Source organism: Novosphingobium pokkalii, from assembly GCF_014652855.1.
GTDB lineage: Bacteria > Pseudomonadota > Alphaproteobacteria > Sphingomonadales > Sphingomonadaceae > Novosphingobium > Novosphingobium pokkalii.
In genome coordinates, this window is the sequence record NZ_BMZP01000003.1 from 61,412 (window position 1) to 77,857 (window position 16,446).

Here is a 16,446-nt window from a genome sequence, read left to right on the forward strand (position 1 = left end):
GGCTGTCCCTACCTGGGCCCTGGCACAGGCACATGGTCCCCACCTGACGTTGAGGCGTCAGAGGATTTTCCCGGAGAACGACCCATGGTGGGCCCGTCACCCCCATCTTCGGACGAGATCGATACCGCCGCCGTCGCGGCCAAGCAGGCGCTGCGCAAGGACTTGCGCGCTCGCCGTCGCGCCCATGTCGAGGCGCTCGATCCGCGCACCCGCGCCCTGCTGTTTCGCCGCCCACCCGCTCCGCTGCTGAATCTGATCCCGGCCGGCGCCACCGTGGCGCTCTACAATGCCAGTCCTTGGGAAGCGCCGACCGCCAGCTATGCCGGCTTCTTCCACGAAGCGGGCCATCCGGTCGCCCTGCCCTGGTTTGCCGGTCGCGACGCGCCGATGCAGTTCCGCCTGTGGCAAGTGCCGCCGCTGGAAGAGGTGCTGGAGCCCGATCCCTGGGGCGTGCTGCAACCGGCGGCCGACGCGCCGGAGGCAACGCCGGCCGTGCTGTTCGTGCCGCTGGTGGGCTTTACCGCGCAGGGCCAGCGCCTGGGCCAAGGCGGCGGACATTATGACCGCTGGCTGGAAGCCCACCCCGATGCCGTACCGATCGGCATGGCCTGGGACGCCCAATGCGTGGATGCCCTGCCGGGCGAAGCACATGACCAACCCTTGCGCGCCGTGGTCACGCCCACGCGCCTTTACGGGCCATTCTGATGAGCGAGCGTCAGCCGCACTTCAACCCGCCACCACCGCCCACCTGGCGCAAGCCGGTGGGCGTCCTGGCGCTGATCACGGCGCTGGCGATCTATGGCGGCGTGGTGATGAGCCTGGGCGACTGGCTGGGCCGCCTGCCGGTGCTGGTGCAGGTGCCGGTCTATCTCGTGCTCGGCACAGTGTGGCTATTGCCGCTGCGCCGCTTCCTGATCTGGATGGAAACCGGCCGCTGGGGGTGACGCGGCGTTTTTGGTTCTGCAAGGCCAGACGCAAAAAAGGCCTCCCGAAGGAGGCCTTTTTGAAAACCACCAAGTGGCGCGAGTGACGGGGCTCGAACCCGCGACCTCCGGCGTGACAGGCCGGCACTCTAACCAACTGAGCTACACCCGCGTACCCTTGGGGTTTGCGCCTCTAAGGCGCGGCCGATATGCTGTCAACTGCCAAAGTTTCGTTTCCGAGCCTGACGCGAAAATCCTGTTCGAGCAGGATTTTCAATCAACAACAATATCTTACCCAAGGGATGGCGCGAGTGACGGGGCTCGAACCCGCGACCTCCGGCGTGACAGGCCGGCACTCTAACCGACTGAGCTACACCCGCGTTCCCCTTGGGGTGAGGCGCCTCTATGCCGGGCCGCGGCGGGTGTCAACAAAGGGTCATGCAGAATTTTCGCAGCAAGCTGTGGAAACTTGCACCATGTCCCCGGAACACGGGCGGCTCAAACCGCGACGGGCGCCGCCAGATGGCCCTGGGGATGATAGCCTTCCACCGCGAAATCCTCGATCGCATAATCAAAGATCGATTCGGGCCGGCGCGCGATCACCAGGCGTGGATCACCCGATGGCTCGCGCTGCAACTGCGCCTCGATCAGATCGGCGTGATTGAGATAGAGATGGGTGTCTCCGCCCATCCACACCAGTTCGCCCGGCTCCAGATCGCATTGCTGGGCCAGCATGTGGACAAACAGCGCCGCGCCCCACAGGTTGAACGGCAGGCCCAGCACCACGTCGCAACTGCGCTGATAGAGCACGCAGGACAGGCGATTGCCGGCAACATGGAACTGGTAGGTCTTGTGGCACGGCGGCAGCGCCATGGCGTCCAGCTCCGCCACGTTCCAGCCTTCCACAATGTGGCGGCGGCTGCCGGGATTGCGGCGCAGGCCGTCGACCAGCTCGGCCACCTGATTCACCCCTTGCGCGCGGCGCCGATAGAGGTTGCCCCCTGCCCCGTCCTGGCCCGCCGGCTCATAGACCGGCCAATCGACCCATTGCTTGCCATAGACCGGGCCGAGATCGCCCCATTGCGCGGCAAAGGCCGCGTCCGCCACGATCCGCGCGGAAAAATCGGCGCGGCTGATCGCCTCGCCGGTTTCGCGGCGATAGCGATCGAGCGGCCAGTCGGTCCAGATTTCCACGCCCTGCGCGCAGAGGCTGCGGATATTGGTATCGCCGGTCAGGAACCACAGGAACTCGCGCGTGGCGGTTTTCCAGTAGACCCGCTTGGTCGAAAGCAGCGGCACCCGGCCCTGCGACAAGTCAAAGCGCAATTGCGCGCCGAACACCGCACGGGTGCCGACGCCGGTGCGATCCATGCGCTCGTCCCCCTGCGTCCAGATCTGGCGCATGAGATCGAGGTATTGCCATTCGGGGTGGTCGATGCGGGATTCGGTGGAGCGTGTCATGCCCACAGCCTTAGGAGCGCAGGCGAGAATCTGGAAGAGTGGCACCGGGGCCGCACCGGAAACGAAAAAAGCCGACCCGAAGGCCGGCTTTTTCATGCTCCTGCAATGCAGGAAGAATAAGTGGTCGGGGAGAGAGGATTCGAACCTCCGGCCCCTGCCTCCCGAAGACAGTGCTCTACCAGGCTGAGCTACTCCCCGACCGGAGCGGTTCGGGCTAGGCCGTCCCCGCTGGGCAGGGCCGCCCTATATGCGGGCGATTCCGGACGCGCAAGCCCTGTTTCAAAAACTTATCAACAGTTTGTGGTTTATTCATGCAAAACAGCCATTTACCTCATTCAATCAGGCCAACGGAACGCCTTCGATGGTGATGCGATGCATCTCGCGGCGGTGGCCGTGATAATCGTTGTAGGCATAATGCCAGGTGGCGCGGTTGTCCCAGAACGCGATCGAGCCCGGCTGCCATTGAAAGTCTTCCTGGAATTCGACCTGCCGCGCGTGATCATAGAGCGTGGCCAGGAGATCGGCAGACGCCGCATCTGACAGGCCGACCACGCGCAAGGTGAAGCCCGGGTTCACATAGAGCGCGCGCTTTCCGCTGAGCGGATGGGTGATCACCACCGGATGGACCGGATCGTCGAGCACGTCGGCGGCCGCGGCATTGCCGATGCGACCATCGCGGCGGGTGTCCTGCAAGGCTTCGTAGGCCGCAGCCTTGCTGCCGAAGACATGGCGCGCCGAATGCACCGCATGCAGCCCGTCGACCTGCTCCTTGAGTGCTGGCGGCAACGCTTCATAGGCGGCGTACATCGACGCAAAGGCCGTGGCCCCGCCCTGCGGCGGCAATTCCCGTGCCACCAGGATCGAACCCAGCGCCGGCTCGAAATCATAGGAGTGGTCGGTATGCCAGCCACCACCGATATTGTGCTGCTGGTCAGGCTCCTTCACCACCAGCGCGATTTCGGGATAGCGCGGGTGCGCCGCAAAGAAGCGGTTGATGTTGATCGGCCCCCACGCGCGGGCGAAGGCGATATGCTGCTCCTCGGTGAGCTGCTGATCGCGGAAGAACACCACCCCGTGCTCGGCAAAGGCAGCGCGGATCGCCGCAAAGTCTGCCTCTGCCAGCGGGCGCGACAGATCGACGCCCAGGATCTCGGCCCCGACACGGCCGTGCTTGCGGATTTCCAGAGTCACGCGGCCACCTCTTCAGCAGCAATGGGGCGGGCGCCCGCGCCGGGCCGGAATGGCAGTGGCCCTTCGGCCTCGCGCACGGCCTTGACCGCCGGCCGCGCCTCGAATCGGGCAGAGAATGCCGCAAGCGCCGGAAGATCGGCCAGCGCCGGACCGAAATGCGGGACATAGCTGGCAAAGACGCCGAGATAGGCATCGGCAATGGTAAAGCGATCCGACACCAGCCACTCCGCCTCGCTCAGGCGATCCTCGATCGGCTGATAGGCTTCCCGCAACCGGCGGCGAGCGGCCTGCCGGATGCCTTCATGGGCGGCGGGATCATCGGAATAGAGATGCGGGCGGTTGCCGACCCGCTGCGTGGCGCCATGGATCTCGCTGTTGATATAGCCGATCCACGCCTGGATCTGCGCCCGCTCCACTGATCCGGCCGGCGCGAACAGCGTGGTGCCGGGGCGCTGATCGGCAAGGAACGGCAGGATCGCGGCATTTTCCCCGATCACCGAACCATCATCCAGGACCAGGGCGGGAATACGGCCGAACGGGGTAAGCGGGGCAAGATCATCCCCGCCCGGCCCCAGCCGCAGCAACCGCACGGGCACAGGCAGATCGAGTTCGCGAATGATCACATGGGCCGGCAGGCTGGTCGCGCCGGGGGAAGCAAGCAGTTGCATAGGGCCAGGGTGTCCTTGGCATGATCGAACGAAAAGTGCCGAACGGGGAGCGGGCAGCCCTGCCCCCTCCCCGCGCTGGTTGAAGTGACCCTGAGGCCCTCAGGCCGGCTGGCTGCTGGCGGCGCGTTCCTGGCGCGTCGTGCGGCTCTGGCGGCCATCGATGCCCACCGGCACGTCACCGGCCACCGTGGCGCGGCGCAGCGTGCGGCGTTGCAGGCCGAAATCGGCAATGGCGCGGTGCTGCGTGCTGCGGTTGTCCCAGAAGGCCACGTCGCCCGGCTGCCAGCGCCAGCGGACGGTGTTTTCCGGCTTGGTGATGTGATCTTGCAGGATGTTGAAGATCCGGGCCGAATCCGCCTCGCTCAGGCCGACAAAGCGCTTGACGAAGTGGCCCAGCAGCAGGCTGCGCTGGCCGCTGACCGGATGGACGCGCACCACCGGATGCTCGGTTTCATAGATCGTCGAGGCGAACACCGACTTGTGATAGAGCGTACGCTCCTTGGCGGTTTCGCTCGCCTCGGCCGTGGCGCCGGCTGCGGCCAGCGTAGCGGCATAATCGTAATCATTGCTGTGCACCGCCCAGAGCGTGTTGACGAGCTGGCGCAGCGGCTCGGGCAGGCCATCATAGGCGGTTTCGCCATTGGCCCAGAGCGTGTCACCGCCCGCTTCGGGAATGGTGATGCCGCGCAGGATCGAAGCCTTGGGATAGGCCGCCAGGAACGTGACATCGGTGTGCCACGAGGACGCAGCGTAACCTTCCTTGCTGTCGAGTTCGAGCAGATACCGCGATCCTTCCGCGACCGGCACCGTGGGATGGGCGACGGGATCGCCAAACAGCGCGGTCAGCGCTTCATGCTGGGCATTGTCGAGATGCTGCTGCCCGCGAAAGAACAGCACCTTGTGCCGGACCAGCGCGGCTTCGATCGCCTGGACGGTGGCGGCATCGAGATCGCCCGAAAGCGCGAGGCCATGCACTTCCGCACCAATGCGGCCAGTGACGGGGCGAATGTCCAGCGGCGAAGCGGGATCCTTGGCATTGGGATAGCTGGCAACGATGGTGGCCATGAGAAAGCTCCTTTGAAAATCAGGACAGGCGGCATCGGCCCAGATCGGGCCGGGGCGCACGAACGATGGGAAGATCGAAAAAGTCAGGATGGATGGCAGCGCGCGCAGCGCGGCCGATCAACACATTCGGATGGTCTTGTGCATCGCATCACCTCTGCTGAAGGGAGGGATCACGAAGCCTGGCGAGGTCGCCCCAGCGTTCGCGCGCTTTAGCCGTTGATCACGCGGAGCAAGCTGCTTCCCATCAAAAGCCGCGGGCCGATCGGTTCGGGCGGAAAGCCCGCTTTTCCGGGCCAGGGAAAAGCCGTTGCGAACAATCTCTACTCTATCGATTGACTATCAGATGGCAAGCCTGGATCGCGCCGATAGGGCCAAGTTTTGCGTGGCCGTCCCCAAGCGGAATTATCAATCGCCCTCGCGGCTTGCCTCGGCCAGCCAGCGATCGCGGCTGGCGTCCGACACCAGCCCGGCGGCATCGCGCGCGGCCAGTTGGCGGCGAATGTCGCCATGGCGGCGCTCGTCGAGCGGGAAGCCGTGGATGACGGCGGCAGAGATGATGTGGCCAAACGCCGGCCCCAGCGCGAACAGCCACTTGAGATGCTCCAGCACCGGCGCGGGATTGCTGCCGCGCGGATCGAAGCCGATCCAGGCCGCCAGCGGCAAGGCAATGCCGATGGCCAGGGCCACGCCCGCCTTGTCGGACAGCGAAAAGACCGAGAAGAACAAGCCGATGCGGTCTTCGCCCGTGCGCAGGCGATGATAGTCGGCCACGTCCGCCACGATCGAGCGGAGCATGAGATTGCCCGAACCCTGGGCAAGCCCCTGTGCCACGGTGAGCGCGAGCAGCAGCGCCACGCTGCCGGGCGCCAGGGCCAGCAGCCCGAGGTTGATCGCCACCTGGGTCAGCTCCCCGGCCACAGCCGCGCGTTCCTTGCCCACGCGGCGGCCGATCGCCAGCCACAGCGGACAGGCAAAGATGCCGAACACATATTGCAGCAGGAACAGGCCCGGCGCCCAGGCGGGATGGCCCATGTAATGGCTGATGAAGAACACGAACAGCGCGGTGCGCACGCCCTGCGCCAGGCGCACGGCGGCGTTGGACGCCAGGACGCGCAGCAGCATGCCTTCGCCGAACACCAGGCGCAGGGTGTGCCACACCCGCACCGGATCCTGCGCGCCCGAAGGGGGCGGCGGCTCGGGCAAGGCGCGAATGCCCAGCGGCAGGGTCAGCGCAAGGAGCGCAAAGACCATCGCCCCCATCGCCGCCAACTCCAGCCGGGGCTGGTCGGCCAGGCGCGTGACAAGCAGGCTGGGCAGCACCAGCGCGAGCAGCAGCGCCACGCACGTGAGCGCCTGGGCATAGGTCGTGATCCGCGTGCGCTCGTGATAGGCGCCGGAAAGCTCGCCCATCCAGGCCGCCAGCGGCGTCGCCATCATCGAATAGCCCAGATAGAGCACGAACAGCGCTGCCGAGAGCGCCAACGGGCCAAACCAGGCCGGCGGCAGGAACACCGGCACCGCACCGAGCGCAAAGATCGCGGCGCCCCCGGCGATCCACGGCCGGCGCCGCCCCCAGCGGCTGCGCGTGCGGTCTGACAACAGGCCGATCGCCGGATCGATCACTGCATCCCACAGCCGCGCGAGCAGAAAGATCAGCCCCACCGTGCCCAGCGAAAAGCCGAAGGCACTGGCATAGAGAGGCGGCACATAGGTGCTGAGCGGCACTTCGACCGCCGCAAGTGGCATCCCCAGGCTGGAAAAGGCGATCAGCCGCGCCGGGCCAAGCCGCGCGGGCGTGGTGGCCGGGCTCGCGCGGCGCGCGGCATCGAGGGCAAGCGTGCTCATGCAACAAGCTCCTTCGGTTCGGCAGGTGTGGCGGCAGGAAAGCCGGCGTCAGGGCGCGCCAGGCCCAGGTCTTCGCGCCAGAAATTAAAGAGAAACGCACCCAGCTTCATCTGGCGGCGCGGCGATGCATCGTTGGCCATGGTCAGAACGTCCGCGTGATGGTGCCGCCGAACGTGCGGGGGTTGCCATAGACTTCGATTACCGGGGCCGAGGCACTGGCCGCGCCATAGGACACGGCATAGCGTTCGTTGGTCACGTTCTTGGCCCAGGCCTGCACCTGCCAGCGGTTGTCCTGCGTGCGCAGGCCCAGCCCGACATTGGTGATCGCCACCGGCGCCTGCCAGCCATAGATCGAGCGCGGATTGATGTAGGCGATACGGCTTTTCCAACTGGTGTTGGCAAAGCCGGTGAGGTTCCATTCCCCGCCGATCGGCTGGTCAATGTCCACCCCGCCCTGCACCGTCCACTTGTTGGACCCGATCACCTGATAGCCGGTGAGCGACAGCGGCTTGGCGGCGCCACCAAGCGCCGCCTGATATTCCAGCGGTGCCGGGGCATCGGCATAATCGAGATATTTCGCGTCGTTGTAGGCCAGGTTGGCGTTGATGCCGAAGGCCGGCACCGGGCGATAGGTCGCTTCAAGTTCGAAGCCGCGCAGGCGCACCTTGCCGACATTGGCCAGATAAGTGCCGAACGAAGCGTTGGTGCTGTCGACGCGGCTGCTCTGATAATCGGTGATCGTGTTGTTGTAGAGATTGAGGTTGAGCGTGGCCTTGCCGCCCGCCCAGTTGGTCTTGATCCCGCCTTCAAAGTCGGTGGACTTTTCCGGCCGGGTGATCACCAGCGCAGCCTGGCTGGCCGTGGCCGAGGTGTTGGCCGCGCCAGACTTCTCGCCATGGCTGGCCGAGGCATAGAGGAGCACGTTGGGCGTGACCTGCCAGGCCGGGTTGATCAGCCAGGCGACCGACCCGCGACTGACCTGGTTGGCGAGCGTATAGGCGCCCGCCGCGCTGCCGGTGGTGCCGCCCAGGTTGTTGAGCAGCGCCGTTTGCGATGCTGCGCCGGCCGGGTTGAGGCTTGCGACATTGAGCGCGTAACCGGCGACATTGACCTGCTTTTTTTCCCAGGTGTAGCGCACCCCGCCGGTGACGGAGAATGTCGAGGTAAGATGCGCGGTGATTTGGCCAAAGCCGGCCACGCCGTCGATCGTCAGGCGCCCGTCGCGATCGTATTCCAGCCCGTCGATGTAGGACGATGGCACGCCCGAGCCGAGGAAGAAGGTGGACGCATCCGAACCGAAGATGGTGCGCAGGTTGCTGCGCAATTTCTCGTGCAGGTAGTAGGCGCCCACTTGCCAGTCGATCGTGCTACCCTTGGCCGAGGCCAGCCGGAGCTCCTGCGAATACTGATTGACGTCAACATCATAGCCCGCGCGATAGATATCCAGCGGAGTATAATCGCTATCGTTGTAGGGACGGAAATAGAGCCGCCGCCACGCCGTGACGCCGGTCAGATTGACGCCGCCCAGATCCCAGTTGATCTCGTTGGACAGGCCATCGGTATTGGCTACCAGGCGATCCTGGTTGTTGAGATTGGCGTTGTAGGGCGCGTTGAGATTGGGCGTGTAACCGAACCGGGCGAGCTTGGCCGTCCAACTGCCGGTGCGCGGCGAATTGACCGTGCCATCCAGGTTGAGGTTCTGCGTCACATCCGCAACTGGCGGGTAGAAGTTGTTGTATTCGTTGGTTTCGTAATGCTCGGCGATCAGGCGCGAGGAGAAGTTGGCACTGGGTGTGAACAGCAACTGCCCGCGCACCGACCAGCGGTTGTTGTCGAGCAGCTTGGCCCCGTTGTAGGCATTGGTGTTCCAGCCGCCGCCCTTGCTTTCGGCAAAGGTCAGGCGATAGGCCAGCTTGTCGGCAATGATCGGCCCGGTGGCGTTGGCGCGCACCTGCACCGCGTCGTAATTGCCGTAGGTCGCCTGGAGCGTGTAGGACGGTTCGAACTTGGGCTTCGCGGTCTGCACGATCACTGCGCCGATCGTGGTGTTCTTGCCCAGCAGCGTGCCCTGCGGCCCGCGCACCACCTGGATGCTTTCCAGATCGACGAAATCGAGCCAGGAAAAGCCCACATGGGTGAAGAACACGTTGTCGACGATCAGGCCGACGCCGCCTTCGGCGCCATCGTTGCTGGCATTGCCACCTAGGCCGCGAATATAGAGCCCAGATACGCGCGTGTTCTGTTGCAGCGCGCTGAAATTGGGCACGCGCAGGGCAAATTCGCTGACCCGCTCGATCCGCTTGCTGGTCAGTTCCGCGCCGGAAACAGCGGAAATCGCCAAGGGCACGGCCTGGAGCTTTTCCTCGCGATGGCGTGCGGTGACGGTGATCGCGCCGGCATCGGGCACCTCGGGGCTGCCCGGATCGGCGGCGGGCGCGGGCGCCTGCTCGCCGGTTGCAGCAGCGGGGACTTCGGCCGCATGGGCCAGACTCGGCGCAGCCAGGGCGGTGGAGGCAAGCAGCAGGGCGCCCAGGCCCGTGGCCGAGCGGGTGGCGTGAACAATCGACATGGAAACGTGGTCCCTCATGGACGAGCGGCACAGGCCGACCTGCCCCGACAAGGGCATCGCCGCACCGCCTGATTATGGCGCAAGGATAAGAATCGCCGGATGGCAGCGCGCCCCGCTCTCAGGGCCCCCGGTGTCAGGGATCAGCGCGCGCAGGCGTTATTGTCCTAGGATTGGCATTGCATCGTATCACCCCTGAAACAGCGGGGAACACGAAGCCTGGCGAGGTCGCCCCAGCGTTCGCGCGCTTTAGCCGTTGGTAACGCGGAGCAAGCTGCTTCCCGATCAAAAGCCGCGGGCCCGCTGCGGCCACAAGTGGCCGGCGCAGCATGGGGCCAGCCCGCTGCGTCTTGATCTCTATTTATTTGATAGACTTTTGACGGTCAAGCTGCGGCGATAGATCGACCCTGCAAGCAATTCTTGGGCAGGGCCAAGCGGACATGCGCCAGCGACGGTTCCCTGCCCTTTCGGGAACCGGGTGGCCGCCGACCGGGTTGAGACACGAAACAGCAATCTTTGCAGAAAGACCCACGCCATGGACCGGCTTTTCACCGCGTTTGCCAATCGCGTTTCGGCCCTGGCCGGCCAGCCGGCAAGCTTTGCCCTGGCCACGCTGGTCATCGTGGTCTGGGCCGTATCGGGTCCGATCTTCGCCTGGTCCGATACCTGGCAACTGGTGATCAACACCGGCACCACGATCGTCACGTTCCTGATGGTCTTCGTGATCCAGAACGCGCAAAACCGCGATGCCGCCGCCATGCAGGCCAAGCTGGACGAGTTGATCCGGGCGCTGGAAGGCGCGCGCGGCGATTTCATCGGGATCGAGCACCTCTCGGACAGCAAGATTTCCGACATCCGCACCGCGCTGGAGCAGGAAAGCGGATGCGATACCGACAGTGCCAGCGTGGAGGAAAGCGTAGAGGTCTTGCTCAAGCGCCGCTGATTGCTTGGACATGCCCTTTTTATCAAGGGCATCGACTGTATCAAACCCTTTCAGATGAAACTGCCTTGGGCTAGGCTCCCCGCGATTGAGGGGATTAGATCAAGGAAGAATGGCACTGTGACATTGCGCATGATCGTTTTGGCGAGCACGGCCCTGACCGTGGCGAGCCAGCCAGCTTTGGCGAGCCCTGCCCCCGCAGCGCAGACCTCCGTCCCCGCCCCGACCTCCAGCACCGATGCCAGCAGCGGCCCGATTGGCGGCTGGGGCGTTGACCTTTCAGGCCGCGACCTTTCGGTCAAGCCCGGCAACGATTTCGACACCTATGCCAACGGCACCTGGAAGGCGCGCACGCCGATCCCGGCGGAGCGCCCCAACATCGGCACGCTCGCGCTGATCGACGAGCGCGTGCAGGACCAGATGAAAGGCCTGGTCGCCGCCATGCCTGCCACCAGCCAGGTGGGCGCACTCTATGCCAGCTTCATGGACGAAGCAGCGATCGAGAAGCGCGGCATTGCCCCGCTCCAGGCCGATATCGCCCGCGTCATGGCCCTGCCCGACAAGGTTGCCTTTGCCCGTGCGATGGGTGGCAGCGAAGGCCGCTTCGGTATCAGCCTGATCGGCTATGGCGTGGGGCCGGATACCGCCAACGCCGGGCTCAACGTGCTGACGCTGGGCCAGAGCGGCCTGGGCCTGCCCGACCGCGACTATTACCTAAAGCCCGCCTTCGCGCCGCAGCGTGAGGCCTATGTCGCCTATATCACGCGCACCCTGCAAACGCTGGGCATCGCCAACCCGGCCGAGGCAGCCAAGGCCATCATGGCCTTTGAAACCGACATCGCCACGGTAAGCTGGGACGTGGCCCGCCGTCGTGACCGCAGTGCCACCAACAACCCGATGTCTTCAACCGAACTCGCCGCCTACGCGCCTGGCGTTGATTGGGTCGCATTCTTCGATGGCGCCAAAGTGCCGCCCCAGCAGCGCATCATCGTGCGGGAAAACAGCGCGATCCGCGATCTCGCCGCGCTCTATGCCAAGACGCCGCTGGAAACGCTGAAGCTGTGGCAGGCCTTCCACGTAGCCGACCAGGCCTCGCCCTATCTGACCCAGGCGATGGTCGACAGCCGCTTTGCCTTTACCCGCACGCTGACCGGCGTGGGGCAGCTCAAGCCGCGCTGGAAGCGCGGGCTGGAACTGGTCAATGGCCAGTTGGGGGAAGCGGCCGGCCAGGCCTATGTCGCGAAGTATTTCCCGCCCGCGTCGAAGGCGCGCATGCAGGAACTGGTCGCCAACCTGCGCGCCGCGTTCGTCACCCGTATCCAGGCAAATCCGTGGATGAGCGAACCGACCAAGCAGGCCGCGTTGGCCAAGCTGGCGCGGATCGACGTGATGGTCGGCTATCCGGATATGTGGCGCGATTACAGCGCGCTGACGATCAAGCCCGACGATCTCTATGGCAATGTCACGCGCGCCGCGCGGTTCAACGCCGATTACGAGATGGAAGACCTGGGCAAGCCGGTGAACCGCAAGAAGTGGGGCATGAACCCGCAGACTGTGAACGCCTACAACGGCGGCGCCAAGCTCCAGATCGTGTTCCCCGCCGGCATCCTCCAACCGCCGCTGTTCGATCCGCGCGCCGACGATGCCGTGAACTATGGCGCCACCGGGGCGATCATCGGCCACGAAATCAGCCACAGCTTCGATGACCAGGGCCGCAAGATCGATGCCAATGGCGCGATCACCGATTGGTGGACGCCGCAGGACGCGCAGCGGTTCGAGGCGGAAGCCAAGGTCTTTGGTGATGAATACGCCCGGTTCGAGGCGGCGCCCGGTGCCTTCATCAACCCCAAGCTGACCATGGGCGAGAACATTGCCGACCTTGCCGGGCTGCAAGTGGCGCTCGATGCCTATCACAAGTCGCTGGGCGGCAAGCCGGCGCCGGTGATCGACGGCCTAACCGGCGACCAGCGTTTCTTCCTGTCATTCGCCCAAGCCTGGCGCGCCAACCAGCGCGTGGATGCGCTGCGCAACCAGGTCACCACCGATCCGCACAGCCCGGCCCGCTTCCGCATCCTGGGACCGCTGCCCAATATCGAGGCGTGGTATCAGGCGTTTGGCGTCAAGCCGGGCGACACGATGTACATCCCGCCGGAAAAGCGCGCCAAGCTGTGGTGAGCTGAGGCTGAAACAAAAAAGCCCCCTCCTCTTCAGAGGAGGGGGTTTGGGGGTGGTGGAAACCACACCCGAGATTTGCTGGCTTATACAGCAGCTTATAATATAAAACGGAACGATGCAGGCAGCCATTGCGCCAGGCCTCGCACCACCCCCAACCCCCTCCTCTGAAGAGGAGGGGGCTTTTTTTTTGCCTGGGTCAGTCCAGCTTGGTGCGGATCTTGGCGATCAGCTTGGCGATGCGTTCGCCCGCTTCGGTAAAGGTTTCCACATCAGCGCGATTGTTGTTGCCGCGCGCTTCCTTGGCGGATTCGAGGTAGCCTTCCAGGTCAACCTCCAGCGCATCGACAATCATTTCGGCTTCGTCTTCGCTCAGCGTGAGCTTGATGGTCTTGTCCAACGTCAGTTCCTTGTTCATGCGGGCTCAGGCCGCGAGGCCGTGGCAGTGCTTGTACTTCTGGCCAGAGCCGCAGGGGCAAGGTGCGTTGCGGCTGATGCCCTGGCCGGCATAGGGATCCTCGCCTGCGGCCGGCGCCGTCGCCTGCGCCCCGCCCAGCGCGCCGAGCATGGCGGCCGCGCCCGGCACTTGCGGCACGGCATCGTTTTCGCCGGTGAACGGATCGATGTGGCTGGTGAGGAAATCGGGCAGTTCGGGAAGCTGGAAATCCTGCATCGGCTGCATGCGGATTTCGCTGATCATCAGGATGCGGGTCACGTCCTCGCGGATCGCGTCGAGCATCTTCTCGAACAGGCCGAAGGCTTCCTGCTTGTATTCGTTGATCGGCGTCTTCTGCGCATAGGCGCGCAGGAACACCACCTGGCGCAGCGCGTCGAGCGTGGCCAGATGCTCCTTCCAGTGGTGGTCGAGCCGCTCGAGCAGGATCGACTTCTCGAGGCTGGCCCACGAGGCGCGGTCCACGGTATCGAGCTTGGCGGCCATGTGCGCATCGGCCAGCGCGATCAGGCGCTCGCTGATCAGTTCGGCTTCCACCGCATCTTCTTCCAGCCAGTCGTCGATCGGCGGAGTCATGCCCAGCACGTCGGCAATGCGCTCCTTGAGACCGGCAACATTCCACTGCTCGGGATAGGAGCCCGGCGGGCAGGCATCGCCGACCATGGCGTTGATCGTGTCGTGGCGCATGTCCACCACCACGTCGTCCACCGCTTCGGCATCCATGATGTCCGACCGCTGCTCGTAGATCACCTTGCGCTGGTCGTTCATCACGTCGTCGTATTCGACGACCTGCTTGCGGATGTCGTAGTTGCGCGCTTCGACCTTCTTCTGCGCGGTCTCGATCGCCTTGGACAGCCACTTCGATCCGATCGCCTCGCCATCGGCCAGGTTGGAATTCATCATCCGGGCAAACAGCGTGTCCGGCCCGAAGATGCGCAGCAGATCGTCTTCGAGGCAGAGATAGAACTTCGACAGGCCGGGGTCACCCTGGCGGCCCGAACGGCCGCGCAACTGGTTGTCGATGCGGCGGCTTTCATGCCGTTCTGTGCCAATCACGCAGAGGCCGCCGGCGGCGAGCACCTGGGCCTTTTCGGCGTCGATCTCGGCCGCCATGCGGGCGATGGCAGCATCCCGCTCCGGCCCTTCGGGCACGTCGCGCAGTTCATCCTCGATGCGGAATTCCAGGTTGCCGCCCAGCTTGATGTCCGTGCCGCGCCCGGCCATGTTGGTGGCGATGGTCACCGCGCCAAGGCGCCCGGCCTGGGCCACGATATGCGCTTCCATCTCGTGGAAGCGGGCGTTGAGCACCGCATGCTTGACGCCTTCGCGGTTGAGGAATTCGCTGAGCAGTTCCGACTTCTCGATCGAGACGGTGCCGACCAGCACCGGCTGGCCGATCTCGTTCTTCTCGCGGATCAGCTTGGCAATGGCGGCAAACTTGTCGGTGGTGTTCTTGTAGAACTCGTCTTCCTCGTCCACGCGCTGCACCGGCACGTTGGTGGGAATGGTAACGACGTTCATCTTGTAGATTTCAAAGAACTCGGTCGCTTCGGTCGCGGCCGTCCCGGTCATCCCCGAAAGCTTGGGATACATGCGGAAGTAGTTCTGGAAGGTGATCGAGGCCATGGTCTGGTTTTCCGGCTCGATCTTGACGCCTTCCTTGGCTTCCACCGCCTGGTGCAGGCCATTGGACCAGCGCCGGCCATCCATCATGCGGCCGGTGAACTCGTCGATGATCACCACCTTCTCGTCCTTGACGATATAGTCGATGTCACGCTTGAACATGACATTGGCCTTCAGCGCCTGGTCGAGGTGGTGGACCACCATGGTGTTTTCCACGTCATAGAGGTTGGAGCCGACCAGCAGCCCGGCATCCTCCAGCGCGCGCTCCACCCATTCCACGCCGTCTTCGGTCAGGGTGATGCTCTTGGTCTTCTCGTCGGCCTCATAGAGCGACGGATCGATCTGCTTCACCACCGCGTCGACCGAGATATAGAGGTCGCTCTTGTCGTCGGTCGGGCCGGAAATGATCAACGGCGTGCGCGCCTCGTCGATCAGGATCGAGTCCACTTCGTCGACGATGGCATAGTTGAACGGGCGCTGCACCATCTGCGAGCGCTCGTGCTTCATGTTGTCGCGCAGGTAGTCGAAGCCCAGCTCGTTGTTGGTGGCATAGGTGATGTCGGCCTCATAGGCCTGGCGCCGCTCGTACTCGTTGAGATTGGGCACGATCACGCCCACCGTCAGGCCCAGGAACGTGTAGAGCACGCCCATCGTCTCGGCGTCGCGCTTGGCGAGGTAGTCGTTGACGGTGACGACGTGAACGCCCTTGCCTTCCAGCGCATTGAGATAGACCGCCAGCGTTGCCACCAGCGTCTTGCCTTCACCGGTGCGCATTTCGGCGATCTCGCCCCGGTGCAGCACCATGCCGCCGATCATCTGCACGTCGAAGTGGCGCATGCCCATGGTGCGCACCGCCGCTTCGCGCACGGTGGCAAAGGCTTCGGGCAGCAGGTCATCAAGGCTGGCGCCGTTTTCCAGTGCGGCGCGGAACTTCACGGTCTGGGCGGCAAGCTGCTCGTCGCTCATCGCCTGGATTTCCGGCTCGAACGCGGCGATCTTCTTCACCTGCTTGTCGAGCGATTTGACGTAACGATCGTTGGACGAACCGAAGAGGGACTTGGCAAGGGCGCCGAGCATGGCGGTGTTTCCTGTAATGCGAATGGTGGCCAAGGGGGCCTGGCTTGTGCCGCGCGCAGCATGCGTGCATGGGGGCGGCAACGCGAATATCGGGGATTGGTGCCCGCAAAGAACGGGCGGCGCGGCGCGTTATTCGCGCGCGCGGTCGCAGCGATGCGTGCTGGTGCGGGCCAGGGCCAGCGGCGCAAAGGCCGCCGGCAGCGCCTGCTGCGCCACATGGAAGACCGGGCGCGCGGCGCGCACACGGGCCGCCTGCACCACGCAATGCGCGGCCGCCGGAGCAGCGACCATGCCGGCATGCTCGCTACCCGCCACTTCGGTGCGCGTGGTGGCATTGGCCACCTCGGGCAGCGACAGGCCGCTGAGCAGGGCAAACAGGACAAGCAGAAAGCGCATTACGGGCGGAGATAGGGAACGCCTCGCCGCGCGTAAAGCGCAAACGGTGGAATTTGATGCAAGGC

14 protein-coding genes and 3 tRNA genes are annotated in these 16,446 nt (G+C 64.7%); 4 read left to right on the plus strand and 13 right to left on the minus strand.

The features are described 5' to 3' along the window. Positions 1-84: 84 nt before the first annotated feature. Positions 85-705 carry a 5-formyltetrahydrofolate cyclo-ligase gene (locus IE191_RS03915; protein ID WP_191323063.1) on the plus strand — a complete coding sequence of 207 codons (621 nt, stop codon included), beginning with the start codon at positions 85-87 and terminating at the stop codon, positions 703-705. Beyond that, positions 705-944: a DUF2842 domain-containing protein gene (locus tag IE191_RS03920; protein WP_191323064.1), complete on the plus strand. Its 240-nt coding sequence runs from the start codon at positions 705-707 to the stop codon at positions 942-944. The genes IE191_RS03915 and IE191_RS03920 overlap by 1 nt, the downstream gene beginning before the upstream one ends. Positions 945-1,018: 74 nt before the next feature. Here IE191_RS03920 and IE191_RS03925 read toward each other — a convergent pair. From IE191_RS03925 to IE191_RS03970, 10 genes are all read right to left on the minus strand, one after another. Further along, positions 1,019-1,095: transfer RNA gene (locus IE191_RS03925), tRNA-Asp, on the minus strand. 131 nt (positions 1,096-1,226) lie between these two features. Then, positions 1,227-1,303: transfer RNA gene (locus IE191_RS03930), tRNA-Asp, on the minus strand. A gap of 118 nt (positions 1,304-1,421) precedes the next feature. Next, the gene (gene thyA, locus IE191_RS03935; protein ID WP_191323065.1) at positions 1,422-2,384 is read right to left on the minus strand and encodes a thymidylate synthase; all 963 of its coding nucleotides are present in this window, start codon (positions 2,382-2,384) and stop codon (positions 1,422-1,424) included. A 121-nt stretch (positions 2,385-2,505) separates the two neighbouring features. Then, positions 2,506-2,582: transfer RNA gene (locus IE191_RS03940), tRNA-Pro, on the minus strand. A 141-nt stretch (positions 2,583-2,723) separates the two neighbouring features. After that, positions 2,724-3,575 (minus strand): TauD/TfdA dioxygenase family protein, encoded by an 852-nt coding sequence (locus tag IE191_RS03945; protein ID WP_191323066.1) that lies wholly within the window; start codon positions 3,573-3,575, stop codon positions 2,724-2,726. After that, the gene (locus tag IE191_RS03950) at positions 3,572-4,243 is read right to left on the minus strand and encodes a glutathione binding-like protein (protein WP_191323067.1); all 672 of its coding nucleotides are present in this window, start codon (positions 4,241-4,243) and stop codon (positions 3,572-3,574) included. Before IE191_RS03950 ends, IE191_RS03945 begins: the two co-directional genes overlap by 4 nt. Before the next feature lie 99 nt (positions 4,244-4,342). Further along, positions 4,343-5,308 (minus strand): TauD/TfdA dioxygenase family protein, encoded by a 966-nt coding sequence (locus tag IE191_RS03955; RefSeq protein ID WP_191323068.1) that lies wholly within the window; start codon positions 5,306-5,308, stop codon positions 4,343-4,345. A gap of 405 nt (positions 5,309-5,713) precedes the next feature. Beyond that, on the minus strand, positions 5,714-7,153 hold the full coding sequence (locus tag IE191_RS03960; protein WP_191323069.1) for an MFS transporter: 1,440 nt from the start codon (positions 7,151-7,153) through the stop codon (positions 5,714-5,716). Next, the gene (locus IE191_RS03965; RefSeq protein ID WP_191323070.1) at positions 7,150-7,293 is read right to left on the minus strand and encodes a hypothetical protein; all 144 of its coding nucleotides are present in this window, start codon (positions 7,291-7,293) and stop codon (positions 7,150-7,152) included. The genes IE191_RS03960 and IE191_RS03965 overlap by 4 nt, the downstream gene beginning before the upstream one ends. A gap of 2 nt (positions 7,294-7,295) precedes the next feature. Further along, positions 7,296-9,722 (minus strand): TonB-dependent receptor, encoded by a 2,427-nt coding sequence (locus tag IE191_RS03970; RefSeq protein WP_191323071.1) that lies wholly within the window; start codon positions 9,720-9,722, stop codon positions 7,296-7,298. A gap of 532 nt (positions 9,723-10,254) precedes the next feature. Between IE191_RS03970 and IE191_RS03975 the strand changes: the two genes are divergently transcribed. Together IE191_RS03975 and IE191_RS03980 are read left to right on the plus strand one after the other, a co-directional pair. Further along, a complete protein-coding gene (locus IE191_RS03975) occupies positions 10,255-10,662 on the plus strand; it encodes a low affinity iron permease family protein (RefSeq protein ID WP_191323072.1) in 408 nt (135 codons plus the stop codon). 129 nt (positions 10,663-10,791) lie between these two features. Continuing rightward, a complete protein-coding gene (locus tag IE191_RS03980) occupies positions 10,792-12,834 on the plus strand; it encodes a M13 family metallopeptidase (protein ID WP_191323073.1) in 2,043 nt (680 codons plus the stop codon). 196 nt (positions 12,835-13,030) lie between these two features. On the opposite strand, the gene IE191_RS03985 is transcribed toward IE191_RS03980, so the two are convergent. The 3 genes from IE191_RS03985 to IE191_RS03995 all read right to left on the minus strand — a co-directional run bounded on the left by IE191_RS03985 (position 13,031) and on the right by IE191_RS03995 (position 16,381). Beyond that, positions 13,031-13,249, minus strand: a complete 219-nt coding sequence (locus IE191_RS03985) for a hypothetical protein (protein ID WP_308432871.1) — start codon at positions 13,247-13,249, stop codon at positions 13,031-13,033. Positions 13,250-13,255: 6 nt separating this feature from the next. Then, entirely contained in the window at positions 13,256-15,985 is a 2,730-nt protein-coding gene (gene secA / locus IE191_RS03990) for a preprotein translocase subunit SecA (protein WP_191323074.1), read from the minus strand. A gap of 129 nt (positions 15,986-16,114) precedes the next feature. Beyond that, positions 16,115-16,381 carry a hypothetical protein gene (locus IE191_RS03995; protein ID WP_191323075.1) on the minus strand — a complete coding sequence of 89 codons (267 nt, stop codon included), beginning with the start codon at positions 16,379-16,381 and terminating at the stop codon, positions 16,115-16,117. Positions 16,382-16,446: the final 65 nt, after the last annotated feature.